Source organism: Citrobacter sp. Cf116 (assembly GCF_030336505.1).
Taxonomy (GTDB): domain Bacteria; phylum Pseudomonadota; class Gammaproteobacteria; order Enterobacterales; family Enterobacteriaceae; genus Citrobacter; species Citrobacter freundii.
Map to the genome: position 1 here is coordinate 16,399 of NZ_JAOWEQ010000037.1, position 16,682 is coordinate 33,080.

Annotated in this window: 14 protein-coding genes and 1 pseudogene; 5 read left to right on the plus strand and 10 right to left on the minus strand. The window is 47.9% G+C overall.

The window, feature by feature from the left end; translation table 11 throughout:
* Window positions 1-629: 629 nt before the first annotated feature.
* From OGV74_RS09470 to OGV74_RS09495, 5 genes and pseudogenes are all read right to left on the minus strand, one after another.
* A complete protein-coding gene (locus OGV74_RS09470; RefSeq protein WP_286520719.1) occupies window positions 630-1,361 on the minus strand; it encodes an HNH endonuclease in 732 nt (243 codons plus the stop codon).
* A 287-nt stretch (window positions 1,362-1,648) separates the two neighbouring features.
* Window positions 1,649-1,936: a hypothetical protein gene (locus OGV74_RS09475; protein WP_038641317.1), complete on the minus strand. Its 288-nt coding sequence runs from the start codon at window positions 1,934-1,936 to the stop codon at window positions 1,649-1,651.
* 53 nt (window positions 1,937-1,989) lie between these two features.
* Window positions 1,990-2,601, minus strand: a complete 612-nt coding sequence (locus OGV74_RS09480; protein ID WP_038641316.1) for a hypothetical protein — start codon at window positions 2,599-2,601, stop codon at window positions 1,990-1,992.
* Between the two features lie 690 nt (window positions 2,602-3,291).
* Complete coding sequence (locus OGV74_RS09490) at window positions 3,292-3,591, minus strand: putative quinol monooxygenase (protein ID WP_052283340.1); 300 nt, start codon at window positions 3,589-3,591, stop codon at window positions 3,292-3,294.
* 280 nt (window positions 3,592-3,871) lie between these two features.
* Window positions 3,872-4,015: pseudogene (locus OGV74_RS09495) on the minus strand (DinI-like family protein); the annotation flags it as partial.
* 269 nt (window positions 4,016-4,284) lie between these two features.
* Between OGV74_RS09495 and OGV74_RS09500 the strand changes: the two are divergent.
* Complete coding sequence (locus OGV74_RS09500) at window positions 4,285-5,844, plus strand: EAL domain-containing protein (protein ID WP_286520721.1); 1,560 nt, start codon at window positions 4,285-4,287, stop codon at window positions 5,842-5,844.
* A 692-nt stretch (window positions 5,845-6,536) separates the two neighbouring features.
* Window positions 6,537-7,178: a protein-serine/threonine phosphatase gene (pphA, locus tag OGV74_RS09505; protein ID WP_057064577.1), complete on the plus strand. Its 642-nt coding sequence runs from the start codon at window positions 6,537-6,539 to the stop codon at window positions 7,176-7,178.
* Here the strand turns inward: pphA and OGV74_RS09510 are convergent, their stop codons facing one another.
* The 5 genes from OGV74_RS09510 to yebS all read right to left on the minus strand — a co-directional run bounded on the left by OGV74_RS09510 (window position 7,179) and on the right by yebS (window position 13,196).
* A complete protein-coding gene (locus OGV74_RS09510; RefSeq protein ID WP_003034941.1) occupies window positions 7,179-7,370 on the minus strand; it encodes a YdfD/YebW family protein in 192 nt (63 codons plus the stop codon).
* A gap of 102 nt (window positions 7,371-7,472) precedes the next feature.
* A complete protein-coding gene (locus tag OGV74_RS09515; protein WP_029139506.1) occupies window positions 7,473-7,709 on the minus strand; it encodes a YebV family protein in 237 nt (78 codons plus the stop codon).
* 100 nt (window positions 7,710-7,809) lie between these two features.
* The gene (rsmF, locus tag OGV74_RS09520) at window positions 7,810-9,231 is read right to left on the minus strand and encodes a 16S rRNA (cytosine(1407)-C(5))-methyltransferase RsmF (protein WP_086504170.1); all 1,422 of its coding nucleotides are present in this window, start codon (window positions 9,229-9,231) and stop codon (window positions 7,810-7,812) included.
* 79 nt (window positions 9,232-9,310) lie between these two features.
* On the minus strand, window positions 9,311-11,944 hold the full coding sequence (locus tag OGV74_RS09525; RefSeq protein ID WP_286520723.1) for a PqiB family protein: 2,634 nt from the start codon (window positions 11,942-11,944) through the stop codon (window positions 9,311-9,313).
* Window positions 11,913-13,196, minus strand: a complete 1,284-nt coding sequence (gene yebS / locus OGV74_RS09530; protein WP_086504168.1) for a membrane integrity lipid transport subunit YebS — start codon at window positions 13,194-13,196, stop codon at window positions 11,913-11,915. Before yebS ends, OGV74_RS09525 begins: the two co-directional genes overlap by 32 nt.
* 128 nt (window positions 13,197-13,324) lie before the next feature.
* Between yebS and msrC the strand changes: the two genes are divergently transcribed.
* The 3 genes from msrC (at window position 13,325) to prc (ending at window position 16,673) form a co-directional block, all read left to right on the plus strand.
* On the plus strand, window positions 13,325-13,822 hold the full coding sequence (msrC, locus tag OGV74_RS09535) for a free L-methionine (R)-S-oxide reductase MsrC (RefSeq protein WP_003034953.1): 498 nt from the start codon (window positions 13,325-13,327) through the stop codon (window positions 13,820-13,822).
* A 96-nt stretch (window positions 13,823-13,918) separates the two neighbouring features.
* Entirely contained in the window at window positions 13,919-14,605 is a 687-nt protein-coding gene (gene proQ / locus OGV74_RS09540; protein ID WP_003034957.1) for an RNA chaperone ProQ, read from the plus strand.
* A gap of 19 nt (window positions 14,606-14,624) precedes the next feature.
* Window positions 14,625-16,673, plus strand: a complete 2,049-nt coding sequence (gene prc / locus OGV74_RS09545) for a carboxy terminal-processing peptidase (RefSeq protein ID WP_003034960.1) — start codon at window positions 14,625-14,627, stop codon at window positions 16,671-16,673.
* Window positions 16,674-16,682 lie beyond the last annotated feature (9 nt).

The following is a 16,682-nucleotide window of genomic DNA, read 5'->3' on the forward strand; positions in this document are numbered from 1 at the left end:
GCTCTTAATAAGAGCTTTGTTAGTCGTAACAACGACTTTAGGGGATACTGGGCTATTGGCCAGTTAAAGTTATTCGCTATCTATAACAATCTAACCACAATGCAGTTTTTTCTTACCCCACCAGAGGCCGACTCCTACTTTGGCCTGCGACATTATATTGTACGTCACTACGCCGACATACTCAGTCACTTGTTAAGAACGCAACAAATTCCTGACATTTGGGTGAGCGGGGCTAGCATTACGATCGACTTTAACGTAAATCCTAAACGCTCTCAGTTGCATGAACGCTCAGCCTCAGGTGAGCCTTTCCAGTGCTGTTGTCGGATAATTGATGACACTGGCCGCAGTTACTCCTCAATCATTTATGGTAAGTGCAAACCACACTCTACTGCGAAAGAAATGAAATCGACTCGAAAATTCACAATGTAAATAATCAGATGAACGTCCGTTTCTCGCTCAAAGCAGACCTTCAACTCGTTCGCTTCATCAGGAGCGGATGCAACAAGGTTGGAAACCGCTTTTTGCTCCGCTGTAAATCACACACTGTCACCAAGTAAAATGCAAATGTGTAGTCAAGTAACACGCGATTGAGCAGAAAATCCTTTGTGAGTGGCATCCTTGCCGATTGATTACACTTCTGGCAAGGCATTACGGAGCTCGTTGAAAAACATCCTCATTTTTTCGCTCTCGGTTGAATGGTGTGTTCGCCTGTGATCATTGGGACAAAGTACAACAAGATTAGCCAGTGTATCGGGACCATCTTCGCTCAAAGGCTGAATATGATGCACTTCAGCAAAGAGTGTACCTTTGAGCGTCAGAAATCCCGGTTGGCCGCAATACTCACAAATCCCACGGCTTCTTTTTAACGCCTTCAGTCGCAACCCACTGCTCCTGCGGACTTCTTCTGAATCTTCTACACTGCTGTCATCACGAAAATCACCATGCTGGTCTTCGTAGTGAGTGACATTACCCCGGGTCAGGATTAATGTGCCGGTCAGATCGTCGTAGGCCGCAGACCACCGCTCTGTATCAAGAATGCGCTTGTTCGTATTGCGTACCTTCAACAGCACGTGTACCGGCAATCTCCGACGAATAATCTCCTTATAAATGTCATCGGTTCCCTTCCCCTTCCTGTCTCGGCCCCGAGCCCGGTAGCTGGTCATGTATGTCTCTTCCGGACCGGTCGATATCCGGATATTATCGGTCCATACATTAACCACTGCGATATCACCTTCAAGCCAAGCCCAGCGTTGGTTGTGGTTGGGCGAATTAGCATGTGGCCAGTCATCTAATGACATGCCAGCCATTATCAACAGGTCATAAATCCGTAAGTTTCTTTTCGGAACAGGTAAACTCATCATTGATTCAATTTCTTTAGTTGGTTAATAGATTACTCCGACAATTTTTATTTCTCAGAAAATCGGAAAGTTAACATCACTAAAACGGGTTATTGGTTGGGCTGCATTTCAGATATATTTAAGATAAGACAAACAGACAGAGTGTTTTTTGACTGAACTAGAAGGTGGCTTCGAGCAAGGTGGCAAAACAGGTTCCGATGCTGGTGAGAACCACAAGTTAGAAACTCAGAGTTACAACCAAACTCTGCCAGTTGACGGAGTTTGGTTGGTCATTAAGAAAACATGCGTTGTCAGTCTTTCTGTATTATCAACCGTGAATAGACAGTGGATTTACTCGGATCAGACGAAGATGATGATGCCATCTGATCGCTCACTTGCACAACTTTCCAACCCTGTTTTGCTAGTTCGGGCAGGGTGCCTTTGATCCCTCCACCGCAAGTAAAAACGGTACTGTCATTAACATCATGACGCCCTGTTTCGATCGCGCTAACTTCAGGGGAGCCACAAAAGTGTGCTTCCCCGGCTGCTGCCGATGCACTTAACCCAAGCAGAACTATTACCAGCAACGATTTTTTCATCAGTTTCTCTTCTTCATTATGCTACGTGCCACAATAAGGTAAAGACGGAACTACTAACTCAGATACGGGAAAAACTTAAATGATTCCCAAAGTCCACTATTAAGTGACACTAGCCCAACGGCTATATATGCCAGTACTGCAATAATAGCGACACTATACAATATTTTTTTCTTTAACTTCTGCCAGAATTTAAATACCAGAAATGACAGTACAACTATCATCCCAAGTTGAATGAGCAATCGCATTCCCAGGTCTACATCAAAGAGGTAAGCAAACTGAAGAGGGGCAAACAGGATGGAATAAACACTGAAAAGGATCGAGAAAATTATTCTTCCCAGGATTGAGGTAAGCCCACCCGCATATATGAGCATTTGCGAAGCCTGTAGTCCTGGTATTAAGATAACGCCCCATAGCGTAAACCAGATAATAATTAAGGCAAGAACTTTTCGCGCGCCGCTGGCGAAAGCCAGTTGGTCTTCATAAGACATTGACGTAGATGTTGATGTGGGTTGCTGGATACTACCCCATGAGTTGTTAACAGGCTGGTTTGGTTGGCTTGGAGCTTCCCAGGTAGCAGCATTATCAGCGCGCCACTTTTCATCATACTGCTTAAAAGGCTGTTCACTTGTCACATATTTACCGTCGCTATCTCTTCTGACGCTCATTGTTAACCCTCGAATTTTAATTGGTATTATGCTTGTTGTTGTACTTAACTGAAATTTTGGTATTCATATATGTAATATAATCATCATAGCGTAACTACAACAAATCAGAAAGTTAAGTGTTAAGTCAAAATAAACCCGCTGCGTATGGCACACCGAGCGAGCATTGGAAATAGCTTCCATCTTGACTGCATCCGGGATAGAGATGGTAGGGTTTTTATCCAGCACTTCAGCACGGATTACACTTACTCCGGTTTTGCTTGCGATCTGATGGCTTAGGAAACATAAAATATCATACGATAAAAGTTATTTTGTACAGACAGCCAAGGAGAACTAATGGACTACTGCCTGCGTCAGACATTCGAGTTCATTGCCCGGCCCCCTAAGGTATTGGTCTGGCAAACGCTGCCGGAAGAATGACTATGCAAGTTATCTCGGCTGTTGCTGAATTTGAAAGTTAATTGCGGCATGAACGTGTGCGAGTAAAAACAGCCGGTAAACAGTTTGGACGTCCTTCTGCACTAAATGAAGAGCAGTCAGTTATGGTTACTATATGGAATCACACTGGAGTTAGTATTAGGGCCATCGCACAGGGATCCAATAATACCCGGCAAACCACACTCCGGGTAAAGGGAGGGTAGCAATAACTCTAAGTGCTTGGCTGGACCGGTTGCTATGTGCCAGAAGCGGACCTTATCTCTCAGGGTCCACCAGACCATCCATAAGTATATACTGCGCCGCTTTACGCGCGTATTGATCAATCAAAGGCACAAGCCGAGTGAAATGCTCGCTGGCGCAATGTGCATCGAGTGCCGCCCGGTCAGGCCATTCTTCAATAAAAATAAAATGCCCCGGATCCTTTTCATCTCGATACAAATCATAAGCAATACACAGAGGCTCTCGTTTCGTTGCTGCGATGAGCTCGCGGTATAAAGGGAGAACGGTGTCGACGCACTCGGGTTTGATAAAATCTTCGGCAATGACCTTTAGCATGCGAACTCCTTCATTAAAAATGTCCAGGGCTTTTGATGGATAATGCCAGCCTGAAGGGCTATTTCAAACAGAATGTCCGCTGCTCGCTCAAAGCAGCCTGTCAGATTTGATTGTGTGCTGCCAGTGAAAACCGTCAGATCAAGTCTGAGTTAATACATCAAAATGCGTGTAACCGCTAATCACTTAATACAACTATCTATGGAGTATCCAACCTGATTTGAAGACTTGGTCGCGGAGTTACTGATTTTCCTCAAAGCCCACGTACGTGGGCAATAGTGCTTCAGTCCTGAACCAGCCACATATCAGCCTCTTCAAACATTTCCTGAACAGTACGGCTTAGCTGTTCTTTCTCATGCTTGCTGGCGTCAGTGTTGATCGCCGGCAGCGTCATCATCGGTTTTACCCAAGTACCAGTATCGGGAAAAGGCGCGGTTTCACACTTATTTCCCTTAGAATTACATCCTTTACATTAGACCTATGAATACAAGATGAAGTGCCACTTATTTGGCTAAAATGCAAACACAAATCTAACTTGGATGTGGTTTTGCGTTATTTTATAACTTTCTTTTCTAATAAAAAACATAAAGAAATATTTGTTTTAGCCGATAATCTGTTTTAACTGTATGTATTTGATTCACGAAAGATAGTAGAATGTATGTTGTTACATAGGGTCAGGCATATAAAGAGGTCGGCGTGAAGAATAACCACAATTTAAAACGAATTAAGCCTTATGTGATATCAATCATGTTTTCATTTTTTATTTTTTTCTCATTGTCTGAGATTTCAATGTATTATATATACAAGGAGAGGATTGCATCATATACAGAACGAGTTTTGAATAGAAGCGTTAGTCTCATTCAACAGATTGATAAAATAAATGATAGTTATGAAATATTTAATGCTTATAGTCCTTGTAGTGAACTACAACTTCATGCTCTAAGAGTGGCCTTATGGCCCTATGCTCTTATAAAAGATATATCATTTATTTCAAATGGTGCAGTCATATGTAGTGCTTTATGGGGAGTGTTGCCAGCACCATTGCTTCTCAATATCTATGATAGAAAAGTTGAAAAGGACAATGTAACTTGGTTTTTTGGTGTGTTACTGGAAAATAATGTAAAAGCTGATTTGCTAAGCAATCAAAAATTAGCCATAACGATTTCACCATTTGCATTTAATAGATTTGTTACAGACCATGAAGAGAAGGGGTTTTCTGCAATTGTAGGTGACAGAGATCATTCGCTTCATTTGTTCAAACTTGGTGAGCAGGTCGATCTTCTTGAAGAGGCTCAGCATGATAAATCCTACCAACTAGGACTTATTACCACGCAAAGCTGTAATAAAAATAATAATATCTGTGTCATGGGGGGAGTTAAATTTCCGTGGATGAGTTTCGATAGTTGGTTAACGATGTTGTTGATTTCCTTTACATCTATTGTGACCGGTGTTCTTCTGGGTGGTTTTTATAATCAAAGAGTTGCACGTAAGCAATCATTAGTTTCAAGATTAAAAAATGCGATAAGAAGCGAATCATTATATCTTGTGTATCAACCTATTTATAAAATAAAAACCGGAAAAATTATTGGTGTGGAAGCACTAATTAGATGGGATGATCATGATATTGGTAGCATTCCTCCTGATATTTTTATCCCTATTGCAGAGAAGCATGGTTTAATCCAGGGAATAAGTGATTTTGTATTTCGAATGGTAGTAAAGCAAACCATGTCTCTTTCTGAGGAATTTGATATTTTTATAAGCATTAATGTTAGTTCTCAAGACCTTCTGTCGGAATCATTTCAAGAAAAAGTGTTTCAGATGATTGATGAATCAAATATAAAACCTGGTATGATAATGATGGAGTTAACAGAAAGGCAGAGCGCGGAAATAAATTCCCTCCAAAAGGTTGTTTCTTTATTTAATAATAAAGGTATATCAATAGCTATTGATGATTTCGGGACTGGTCATTCAAATTTAAACTGGCTATCAAATTTACAAATAGATGAAATTAAAATTGATAAGTCAATTACAGATTCTATTGGTGAACCCTCTGTAAATAATAATATCGTATCAGGATTGGTGGAGATTTTTAAAGATATAACTAACAAAGTCGTTTTCGAAGGTGTCGAGACATCAACTCAGGTGAAATATTTAACTGAAATGTTCCCTGAGTGCGGTGTCCAAGGATGGTATTACTCACAGCCACTATCTATAGATAAATTGACAAAGTTAGTAAATGATATTAATGGGGTTTAATATGTATTGCATTGTTTTTATTGTTTAATTTTATATAAGATACGTGTAACCGTGTACCATATAAATTTAACAGCTGAACTTTAATATCTCGTGCCGAATATAGTTGACTAGTTGGTTCGAGATTGAGTGAAATGTCGCGTTCTGATTCATCAGCGAGCAGGGCAAGATAATCTTCACGCGTCATTGACTGTAAAAAACGTCCACACATAGAAACCTCCAGCCATATGTCAGACTGAAAGTATAGGGCAGGAAGAAAAAGTGGTGCGCACCGGTAATGATTTAAAAAGGAGCTTGTAAGGTAAATTGGAATGATGGTTTTGTGAATTGATGAATTCTTAAAAATATGTAGATGCTGGAACAATGCGATCCCGAATTTTTCCCGACGACGCCACGAAACCAATAGCAACTGATTGATCTTGAATGGGTGCATTAGTAAGTATCAGGAGGTGTTTTTTAGTGGTTTTTTGGTGTTAACCTATTGAAGTTTATAGGTTATTACGTTTTGATTTGTAAACAGGAATCGTATTCGGTCTCTTTTTATTTGGCGAATGCGATGCCATCCAGGGCAAAACACGTCTTATCGCATGCTGCATTCTGCATAAACCATACCATACTCCTGCCCTCGATCGTCCAGGCTTTTTTACCATCATTGCTAAAATTATAACCAGGTACCCTTATACTCTGGAGGCGACATGGGACGACCTGACAATATCTATCAACGAATCGACGGTACGCAGTGGCGTCACGTCTGGGTGGTTGGGGATATCCACGGCTGCTTCTCGATACTGATGGCTAAACTGCGCCAGTACCGTTTTGATCCCTGGCAGGATCTGCTGGTTTCAGTGGGGGATGTTATTGACCGTGGACCAGACAGTTTGCGTTGCCTGAAATTATTGCGTGAACGCTGGATTGTCGCGGTCAGGGGGAATCATGAACAGATGGCGCTGGACGCGCTGGCGACGGGGGATAAATTCATGTGGTTAATGAATGGTGGCTCGTGGTATGCGCAGGCGGAGCAACCGGCAGCAAAATTCGCTCTTGAAGAGTGTTGGCAATTACCCTGGATTCTGGAGCTGCACTGTCAAAACGGCATACACGTTATTGCTCATGCCGATTACCCGGATGATGATTATCAGTGGCTAAAAAAGATCGATTTACAGCGTGTGCTGTGGGATCGTTCGAGGCTAATGAACAACGGTTGTGGGATTCGCGGCGCGGATCACTTTTGGTTTGGCCACACGCCGTTGCGCCATCGGCTGGATCGCGAGAATCTGCATTATATTGATACCGGTGCTGTATTTGGCGGCGAGTTAACGCTGGTACAACTGCAATAATCAAAAATCGCTGTATTCCTGGGCCGGGTGCCAGAAACTATCGATGTAGTCATCCGCGGGTAAACACCCTCCGTTACGAATACGTTGATCGTCCATCGATATCAGGCACTGCTGCTCAGTTTTGTAGACATCAACCACGATATCTTCACAACCGCCATCCAGGTAGCACACAAAAAGAACCAGCGTGAACATTCCATCCTCAAATGGTAAAGCCATAGCTGTAGTGTAGAAGATGTTGATAGATGAGGGAAATTAACCAAGAAATAACCCGTCTGGCGACGGGTTCTTTTTGAATCAGGCAAGGCGCATGATCCAGGCATCTGACTTACGATCGTAGTGTTCGCGAAATAGTACTGAATGTTCTCCGTTCAACAGGGCCGGGACGCTGGTATCGGCATCCCAGGCATCCAGTTGCATACATAAATCCGGGTCGGATTTACACGGAATGGTTAACGTTCGGTCCCCCGGCGATTCGCCATGTAACTCGGCGTCGTCGATTTCAAAAGCGCCAATGCGCACACTGGTTTTCATCATCGTGCTCTCCGTTAATTTGCTAATTGTGGTACGACCAGTTAGGTCGTCCATTTTTCAGCGTAGTCAACGTTAGCAAAAGCGCCAGTAAAAACGTGCGTTATCCCGTAAAGAGTTTGCCATCCCGGACAAGATCGCGTGGGTAGCTATTCTTCAGTCGCGATCCAATACGTTTTGCCAGACCGATAGGCTGATGCTGGAATGTAACCAGTACGTCGTCACTCGTCGGTGTGGCTTGTGGGTAGACATCCCGGCCGCGGTACCACTCTTCAGCTTCGGCAAGCGTCAGTTCAAACGCATGGCTGTGATTTGGGTTGGCGAGCGCGATGACGGCTTCATGCTGCCAGCGGTAGCCTTTATTGTGCGTTTCGGCTAATTTGACGCCGAGTCGTGAAAAGCGGACTTTGCCGATCAGTGACTCAATTTCTGTTGGGAACAGCCAAATCTCTTTATCGCGCTGCCACAGGCGTAAATTATCTTCCCACTGCAGTCCACAAGCGCTCGCGGCTTGCGCGATAAGCACGGACTCGCGTCCTTTCAGCGGGCTAAACGGGAAGTTACCGACTTTATATGTCGGCGCAGGTAGTGGAGGGATGGCGGCTGTTTTGCGCAAACGCGCAACGAAGAAACCTTCGCAATCGTAAATTTGCGGAAACACATGCAGGAATCCTTCCGGCGTCAGGGCGCGTTCGGCCTGTGGAAATAAATCGCCGAGTGGTAAAAACTCGACGGCGTCCGGGTAGGTTTCAATCAACCACCGCATGATATTTTCATTTTCGTCACGATTAAGCGTACAGGTCGAGTAAACCAACGTGCCGCCGGGGCGCAGAGCGTGAAAGGCGCTGTCGAGCAGTTCGCGCTGAGTTGCGGCAATTTCCAGATTACTTTCTGGCGACCAGTTTTTTAGCGCATCGGGGTCTTTACGCACTACGCCTTCCCCGGAACACGGGGCGTCCAGCAATATGGCATCAAATGATTCCGGCAACGCAGCGCCAAATACTCGTCCGTCAAAATGGGTCAGGGCGACGTTGGCTATCCCGCAACGGCTGATATTGGCATGCAGGACTTTGACGCGACTGGCAGAAAATTCATTCGCCAGAATGGCGCCTCGATTATTCATTTTTGCGGCAATTTGCGTGGTTTTGGAGCCAGGGGCTGCCGCGACATCCATTACGCGTTCCGGGGTATTGCCTTCGGCAAACAGCGCAGCGACTGGCAGCATTGAGCTGGCTTCCTGAATATAAAACAGGCCGCTTAAATGTTCTGCTGTGCTACCGAGCGGCACTGACTCATCTTCATCGCGTTCGATCCAGAAACCTTCAGCACACCAGGGAACCGGAGTGAGAGACCAGTTGTAAGGTGCTGTCAGTGTGAGGAAATCGGCAACGGAGATTTTCAGCGTATTGACGCGAATGCTGCGGCGCAACGGGCGCTGACAGGCAGCGAGAAAATCATCGAATGAGAGCGTGGAAGGCATTGCTTCACGCATTTTAGTCAGAAAGGCGTCGGGAAAATAAGCCACTTGGTACCACCGGCAAAAAAACAGGTGCGCAGTGTAGCATAAGTGCTCCGGCGCGAGTACGCCGGAGCAAGTGGAGAGATTATCGTGGCAGGGCTGTTCCCCATTCACGCCACTCTTTCGGTTCGCTTTCGAGCAACAGGAAGTGTTTACCTGCCTGCGCTTTAGGAGCCAGCGGTGTACCTGGTGGAGTCGCGAAGGCGATGCCGCCGCGGATGAACTGATTGAAGGTACCGGTCTTCACGACACCGCCAGTCAGGCCGAAGTCAAGATTGTAGCCGGATGCCAGCCAGAACACGGAGTTGTTGCGCACCAGATGCTGATAGCGATGGCTAATGCGCATGGCAACCATCACACGATCGGAAAGCGAGCCCAGCGTCAGCCCGGTGACGGTCCCCACTTCAATACCTCTGAACAAAACTGGGGTTCCGATATTCAGTGAACCTGCTTCCGGTGCTTCCACCACAATACTCAGACCATCGAGGTAACGAGAGTCGGTAATGGTGGCTTCCTGCAGCTCAAAATCACGGCGCGGATTACCGCGTCCGGGTTCAACGTTGATGTACGGCTGCAGGATTGTATCCAGATGCTCCACGCCAGCTGCCGAAATTTGCGGGGTGATCACGGAGAAACGGGTACCGCTTCGCGCGAAGGTCTGCACGTATTCCGGGTACAGAACCGCTTTTGCCTGCACTTCGTTACGGGCGGTGATCAGCTCAAGCGTCTGAATCTGGCCGATATCGATTCCCAGGTAGCGAATCGGCATGCCAGCAGCGAGTTTACCGGCATCGAACGCATGCAGCGTTATCTGGCCGCCTACCGCACGCGCGGCGGTTTCCGAAGCATACAGAATGCGCTTGTCGCCTTTGCGTTGGCTGGCGCTGGCACCGCTTAAATTATCGAAGCTAATTGCCCCTTTGAGCGCGCGTGAAAGGGGAGATGCCTGTACGGTTAATCCGCTGCCGTTAAGCTGAACTTTTGCTCCGCCTTCGGCCCAGAACACGCTGTTGCTGGTCAACAGGTTGCGATATTCCGGTTTAATATGCAGATCGATATCAAACGCATCGGCGCGAGGACGAACGTTGATCACTTCACCGACCTCGAATTTGCGGTATAGAACCACCGAGCCGGCCTGCACATCAGGCAGCGTTTCGGCGCTCAGGCTGACCGTGGTGGTTGGCAGATCGCTCAGGCTGTTTTCAATCGCTTTTTCCAGGTTGGCATACAGCGGGTAGCTTTTTTTCATTTCCCCCTTCGTACCGGGCAAAATACGAATGCCGCCGCTGAGCCACTCGCTGGCGCTGGCGCCAAGGAACTCCACGCCATCAAGTCCGACTTTGACGTCCACGCGACTGTTGACCACGAACTTACTGTCACCTTGCACCAGGTCACGATGCTGCGGTTCGATGGCAACGGTAAATGAAACGCCTTTGCTGGAAAGCGTGCGCTCAATCACCTGACCGACCTGTACGCCGTGGAGAATCAGCGGCTGGCCAGCATCAATACCGTAACTTTCCGGTGCGGTGAGCGTAAATGTCATGACCCCTGGATCGTGTAACAACGACTTCTCTGCGGGGATAACCACAAACTGGCTACGCGGCTCGCCTTCGCCGGGGACCAGTTCAAACGTTTTACCCGTCAGCAGTGAGCTGAGATTGGCATCGTTTAACGATAATTTAGGGCTGTGTAATTCAATCCGCGTGTTGTCGCGCAGCAGCGTTACGACGCTGGGGTCGACCGTCATTTCTCCAGTCACTTTACCGCCTGGATTTAAATCCAGTTTGGTGAGTTGGCCGACTTGTAATCCTTGATACATCAGCGATGTTGAGCCAGCTTTGAGTCCGTCCCCGCTGGGTAAGTCAAGCTTGACGATCACTCCGCGCTGGCTGTGCGCGAGATCCTGATATAAACCAAACGTGTCGTCGGCTGCGGCGGGTTTTGAGTCTTCAGGCGAATCAAAAGCAATGGCGCCATTGACCAGCGCGGCAAGACTTTCCAGTTTGATCTTCGCGCCGCTGAGGCTGACATCCGCATTCACACCGGAGACGTTCCAGAAGCGGCTGCCTTTTTTCACCAGATTGGTAAACCGACGTTCAATCAGCACGTCGATAGTTACGCCCTGATTGTTGGGGTTGATAGTGTAGTCATACACCCGGCCCACCGGAATCTTACGGAAATAAACCAGCGAACCGCTATTGAGCGAACCGAGGTCAGGCGCCCGCAGATGCAGCATCAAATCGCCATTATCCAGACGGTATTTGGGCTGCGTGTCGAGGGCAACAAAATGATCTTCTTCCTCGCCGGTTCCGGGCATCATGCCGATATAGTTACCACCAACCAACGCATCCAGACCCGAAACTCCGGCCAGCGACGCTTTCGGCGTGACCAGCCAGAACTGGGTATCTTTGCGCAGTGCATCTTTCATGCTCGATTTGATGCTGACGCGGACTTCAATTTTACGCAGATCTTTGCTGAGGTTGATATCCTGCACCGTGCCCACTTCAACGCCCTGATAACGAACGGGCGTGCGTCCTGGTACAATGCCGTCCGCGGACATGAAGTCAATGGTTACGGTATTGCCGCGATCTTCATAGCTTCCCCAGATAAGCCATCCTGCGATCATCAGCGCAATGAACGGCAGCAGCCAGAACGGAGAGATACGGCGTTTTGTTTTAATCTGCGCTTCAGTCTGCGAAGCGGGCGTTTCCTGACTCATGTGCATCCCAAAGTAAGCGGCTGTCCAGCCATTCCACAGCAAGAATAGTCAATATTACCGCCGCGCCGAAATAAAACGCAGCCGGTCCCATAGTAAAAGCAAGTATCTGATCGCGATTAATCAGCGACATGGTTAAAGCGATAACAAAGAGATCCAGCATCGACCAGCGGCCAATCCAGGTCACCATACGCAGCAGTTTTATGCGGGTACGCAATCCTTGCTCGCAGTTAAAATGGATGCTGATGAGCAACGTAAACATCACAATCACTTTGGTGAATGGCACCAGAATACTGGCGATAAAAACGATCGCCGCCACGCCGACGTTGCTGTTTGCCAAAGACATTATGCCTGACAGGATAGTGTCTTCCTGCCTACCACCGTTGACATAAATTACCGAGATGGGCAGCAGATTAGCAGGCAAAAGTAGGACAATCGAGGCCAGTAGCGCCGCCCAACACTTTTGGATGCTTTGATTCCTGCGCCAGCGCAGCGGGATATGGCAACGAGGGCAGCGACCCCGAGCGTCCGGATAACCTGTAAAGTGACAACCGAGGCAGACGCGGAGCTTTTCATCAGGGCGACGGGCTGGTCTTTGCGGGTAAAATCGGTCCCAAAGCTGCTCTACGTTGAGGTGCGACAGCGTCAAAATACTGAGGATCACCAGCGCAATAAAAGCAAACAGTCCCACACCGGGTTGCAAAAAAGCATAGTCCTGAACTTTGATTGACGCGACGCCAATGCCCACAAGATAGATATCGAGCATCATCCACTCTTTGAGCCTTTCCAGCATCAGCAGCACCGGGCGCAGGTTCATCCCAAGAATATTGCCAAACCACAGATAAGCAATTGAGGTCACGAGAATTAGCGGCGCGCCAGCGACGCAAAAAAGCACGAAAGAAGCTGTGAGGGGGTCACCTTGTCGGGTCATTTGCCAGATGCCTTGCATAACATTGGCATCAATGCGCACGCCTAATAAATAGATGTGCAGGAGTGGCTCTCCCCAGGCAAAGGGCATCAGCAGCAACATGGTGAAAGCCATTGCCGCAAGTCGCGTTAATGACCAGTCGCGTCCGTCACGAATTTTTGCCTGGCAGCGTGGGCAAAAGGCACTTTGGTGCGAACGCATTTTAGGCAAGCTAAATATCAGGTCACATTCAGGGCAGCGATGATAATGTGCACGAGGTAGTGCCTCACCGATGGACCTGATGGCTATTTTTTTAGTTGGCGTGATGCGTGGAATCGTTAAGGCCATGTATCGCGAATCAAATTGTTGAAGTAATGTTATCTTAACTCATGACGGGAATGATCTTGAGCATTAACGCATTTAATGTTTATTTTAGTAGGCTGCAGTTTTAAGTAAGACAACTAAGTGATTACATAATGAACAAAATAGAGCTATACACGGATCTGAACCGTGATTTTCAGGCATTGATGGCAGGTGAAACCAGTTTTCTGGCAACGCTGGCGAATACCAGCGCATTGTTGTACGAGCGTCTTGCAGAAGTGAATTGGGCCGGTTTTTACCTGCTTGAGGACGATACGCTGGTGCTTGGTCCCTTCCAGGGCAAAATTGCCTGCGTGCGGATCCCGGTAGGGCGTGGTGTGTGCGGTACAGCAGTGGCGCAGAACCAGGTTCAGCGTATTGAGGACGTACATGCTTTTGATGGGCACATTGCTTGTGATGCCGCCAGCAACGCTGAAATCGTCCTGCCAATCACCGTCGAAAATCAGATAATCGGCGTGCTGGATATCGATAGCACGGCGTTTGGCCGCTTTACTGAGGAAGATGAACAAGGTCTGCGTACACTGGTGGCACAGCTTGAAACCGTGCTTGCAACGACGGATTACAAAAAATTCTTTGCGCACGTCGCAGGATAATCAACGGATAACGTAGCAATTACTGATGACGTCATTATAATGTCGCCTGTTCATGCCTGCGCTTGTTGGCTACGTCCGTTGTAATCAGGAAATTTCATGGAAAATCAACCTAAGTTGAATAGCAGTAAAGAAGTCATCGCGTTTCTGGCCGAACGCTTCCCGCAGTGTTTTAGTGCGGAAGGCGAAGCGCGCCCACTGAAAATTGGCATTTTTCAGGATCTGGTAGAGCGTGTTGAGGGCGAAATGAACCTCAGCAAGACTCAGCTCCGTTCTGCCTTACGTCTCTATACTTCAAGCTGGCGCTATCTGTACGGCGTTAAATTGGGCGCAACGCGTGTTGATCTCGACGGCAACCCTTGTGGTGAGCTGGATGAACAACATGTTGAACATGCGCGCAAACAGCTGGAAGAAGCTAAAGCCCGTGTTCAGGCGCAACGCGCAGAGCAACAGGCGAAAAAACGCGAAGCGGCTGCTGCTGCCGGTGAAAAAGAAGGCGCACCGCGTCGCGAGCGTAAGCCGCGTCCTGCACCGCGTCGTAAAGAAGGTGCAGAGCGTAAACCTCGCGCTGAAAAACCAGCAGCAAAAGCACCGCGTGCTCCTCGCGAAGAACAGCATACCCCGGTATCTGATATTTCAGTACTGACGGTAGGGCAGTCTCTGAAGGTGAAAGCAGGAAATAATGCGATGGATGCCACCGTATTAGAAATCACCAAAGATGGCGTCCGTGTACAGCTGAATTCGGGTATGTCTTTGATTGTACGCGCAGAACACCTGGTGTTCTGAAACGGAGGCCAGGCCTGGCATGAACACTTTTTTTAGGCTTACTGCGTTAGCTGGTCTGCTTGCATTAGCAGGCCAGGCACTTGCTGTGGAAGACATCACGCGTGCCGATCAGATCCCCGTTTTAAAGGAAGAAACCCAGCATGCGACGGTAAGCGAACGTGTGACGTCGCGTTTTACGCGATCACACTATCGCCAGTTCGATCTGGATCAGGCGTTTTCGGCAAAAATTTTTGACCGCTATTTGAATTTGCTCGACTACAGCCACAATGTGCTGTTGGCGAGCGATATCGAACAGTATGCAAAAAAGAAAACGGTCCTCGGCGATGAACTGCGCACCGGCAAGCTGGATGTCTTTTACGATCTCTATAATCTGGCGCAAAAACGCCGATTTGAACGTTATCAGTACGCATTAAGCGTACTGGCACGTCCAATGGATTTTACCGGTAACGACACGTTTAACCTCGACCGAAGTAAAGCGCCGTGGCCGAAGAGCGAAGCAGAGCTAAATGCGCTGTGGGACGGCAAGGTTAAATTTGACGAACTCAGCCTGAAGCTGACCGGTAAAACCGATGCGGAAATTCGCGAAACGCTGACGCGCCGCTACAAATTTGCGATTCGCCGTCTGGCGCAGACCAACAGCGAAGATGTGTTCTCACTGGCGATGACAGCGTTCGCCCGTGAAATCGACCCGCATACTAACTATCTCTCTCCGCGCAATACCGAGCAGTTCAATACTGAAATGAGCTTGTCTTTGGAAGGTATTGGCGCGGTTCTGCAAATGGATGATGACTACACCGTCATTAACTCCATGGTGGCAGGTGGTCCGGCAGCCAAGAGCAAGTCGATCAGCGTTGGCGATCGTATTGTCGGCGTCGGGCAGACGGGCAAGGGCATGGTCGATGTGATTGGCTGGCGTCTGGATGACGTCGTGGCACTGATCAAAGGACCTAAAGGCAGCAAGGTACGCCTTGAAATTCTGCCTGCCGGTAAAGGTACCAAGACGCGCACCGTGACGCTAACGCGTGAACGTATTCGTCTCGAAGACCGCGCCGTAAAAATGTCCGTGAAAACCGTTGGCAAAGAAAAAGTTGGCGTACTGGATATTCCTGGCTTCTATGTAGGCCTGACTGATGATGTCAAAGTCCAACTGCAGAAACTGGAAAAACAAAATGTCAGCAGTATTATCATCGATCTGCGTACTAACGGTGGTGGAGCACTGACTGAAGCGGTTTCGCTTTCCGGTCTGTTCATTCCTTCCGGCCCGGTGGTTCAGGTTCGTGATAATAACGGTAAAGTGCGTGAAGACAGCGATACCGACGGCGTTGTGTACTACAAAGGCCCGCTGGTGGTATTGGTCGATCGCTTCAGCGCCTCAGCATCAGAGATTTTCGCTGCGGCAATGCAGGATTATGGCCGAGCGTTGATCGTTGGTGAACCAACCTTTGGGAAAGGCACCGTCCAGCAGTATCGCTCCCTGAACCGTATTTACGATCAGATGCTGCGTCCGGAATGGCCAGCGCTGGGTTCTGTTCAGTACACGATCCAGAAATTCTACCGCGTAAACGGTGGCAGCACGCAGCGTAAGGGCGTTACGCCGGATATCATCATGCCGACAGGTAATGAAGAAACTGAAACCGGCGAGAAGTTTGAAGATAACGCACTGCCGTGGGACAGCATTGATGCTGCGACCTACACTAAGTCAGATAATTTGACGCCGTTCGGACCTGAATTGCTGAAAGAGCACAATGCACGTATTGCGAACGATCCTGAGTTCCAGTACATCATGAAGGACATTGCGCGTTTCAATGCGATGAAGGATAAGCGCAACATCGCTTCTCTGAATTACGCTCAGCGTGAAAAAGAGAATAACGAAGATGACGCAATGCGTCTGGCGCGTATCAACGATCGGTTTAAACGTGAAGGCAAACCGCCATTGAAGAAACTGGACGATCTGCCGAAGGATTACCAGGAGCCGGATCCGTACCTGGATGAAACGGTAAAAATCGCGCTCGACCTGGCGCATCTTGAGAAAGAGAAGCCAGCGGAACAGCCCGCAACCAGTCAATAACCTCGAACA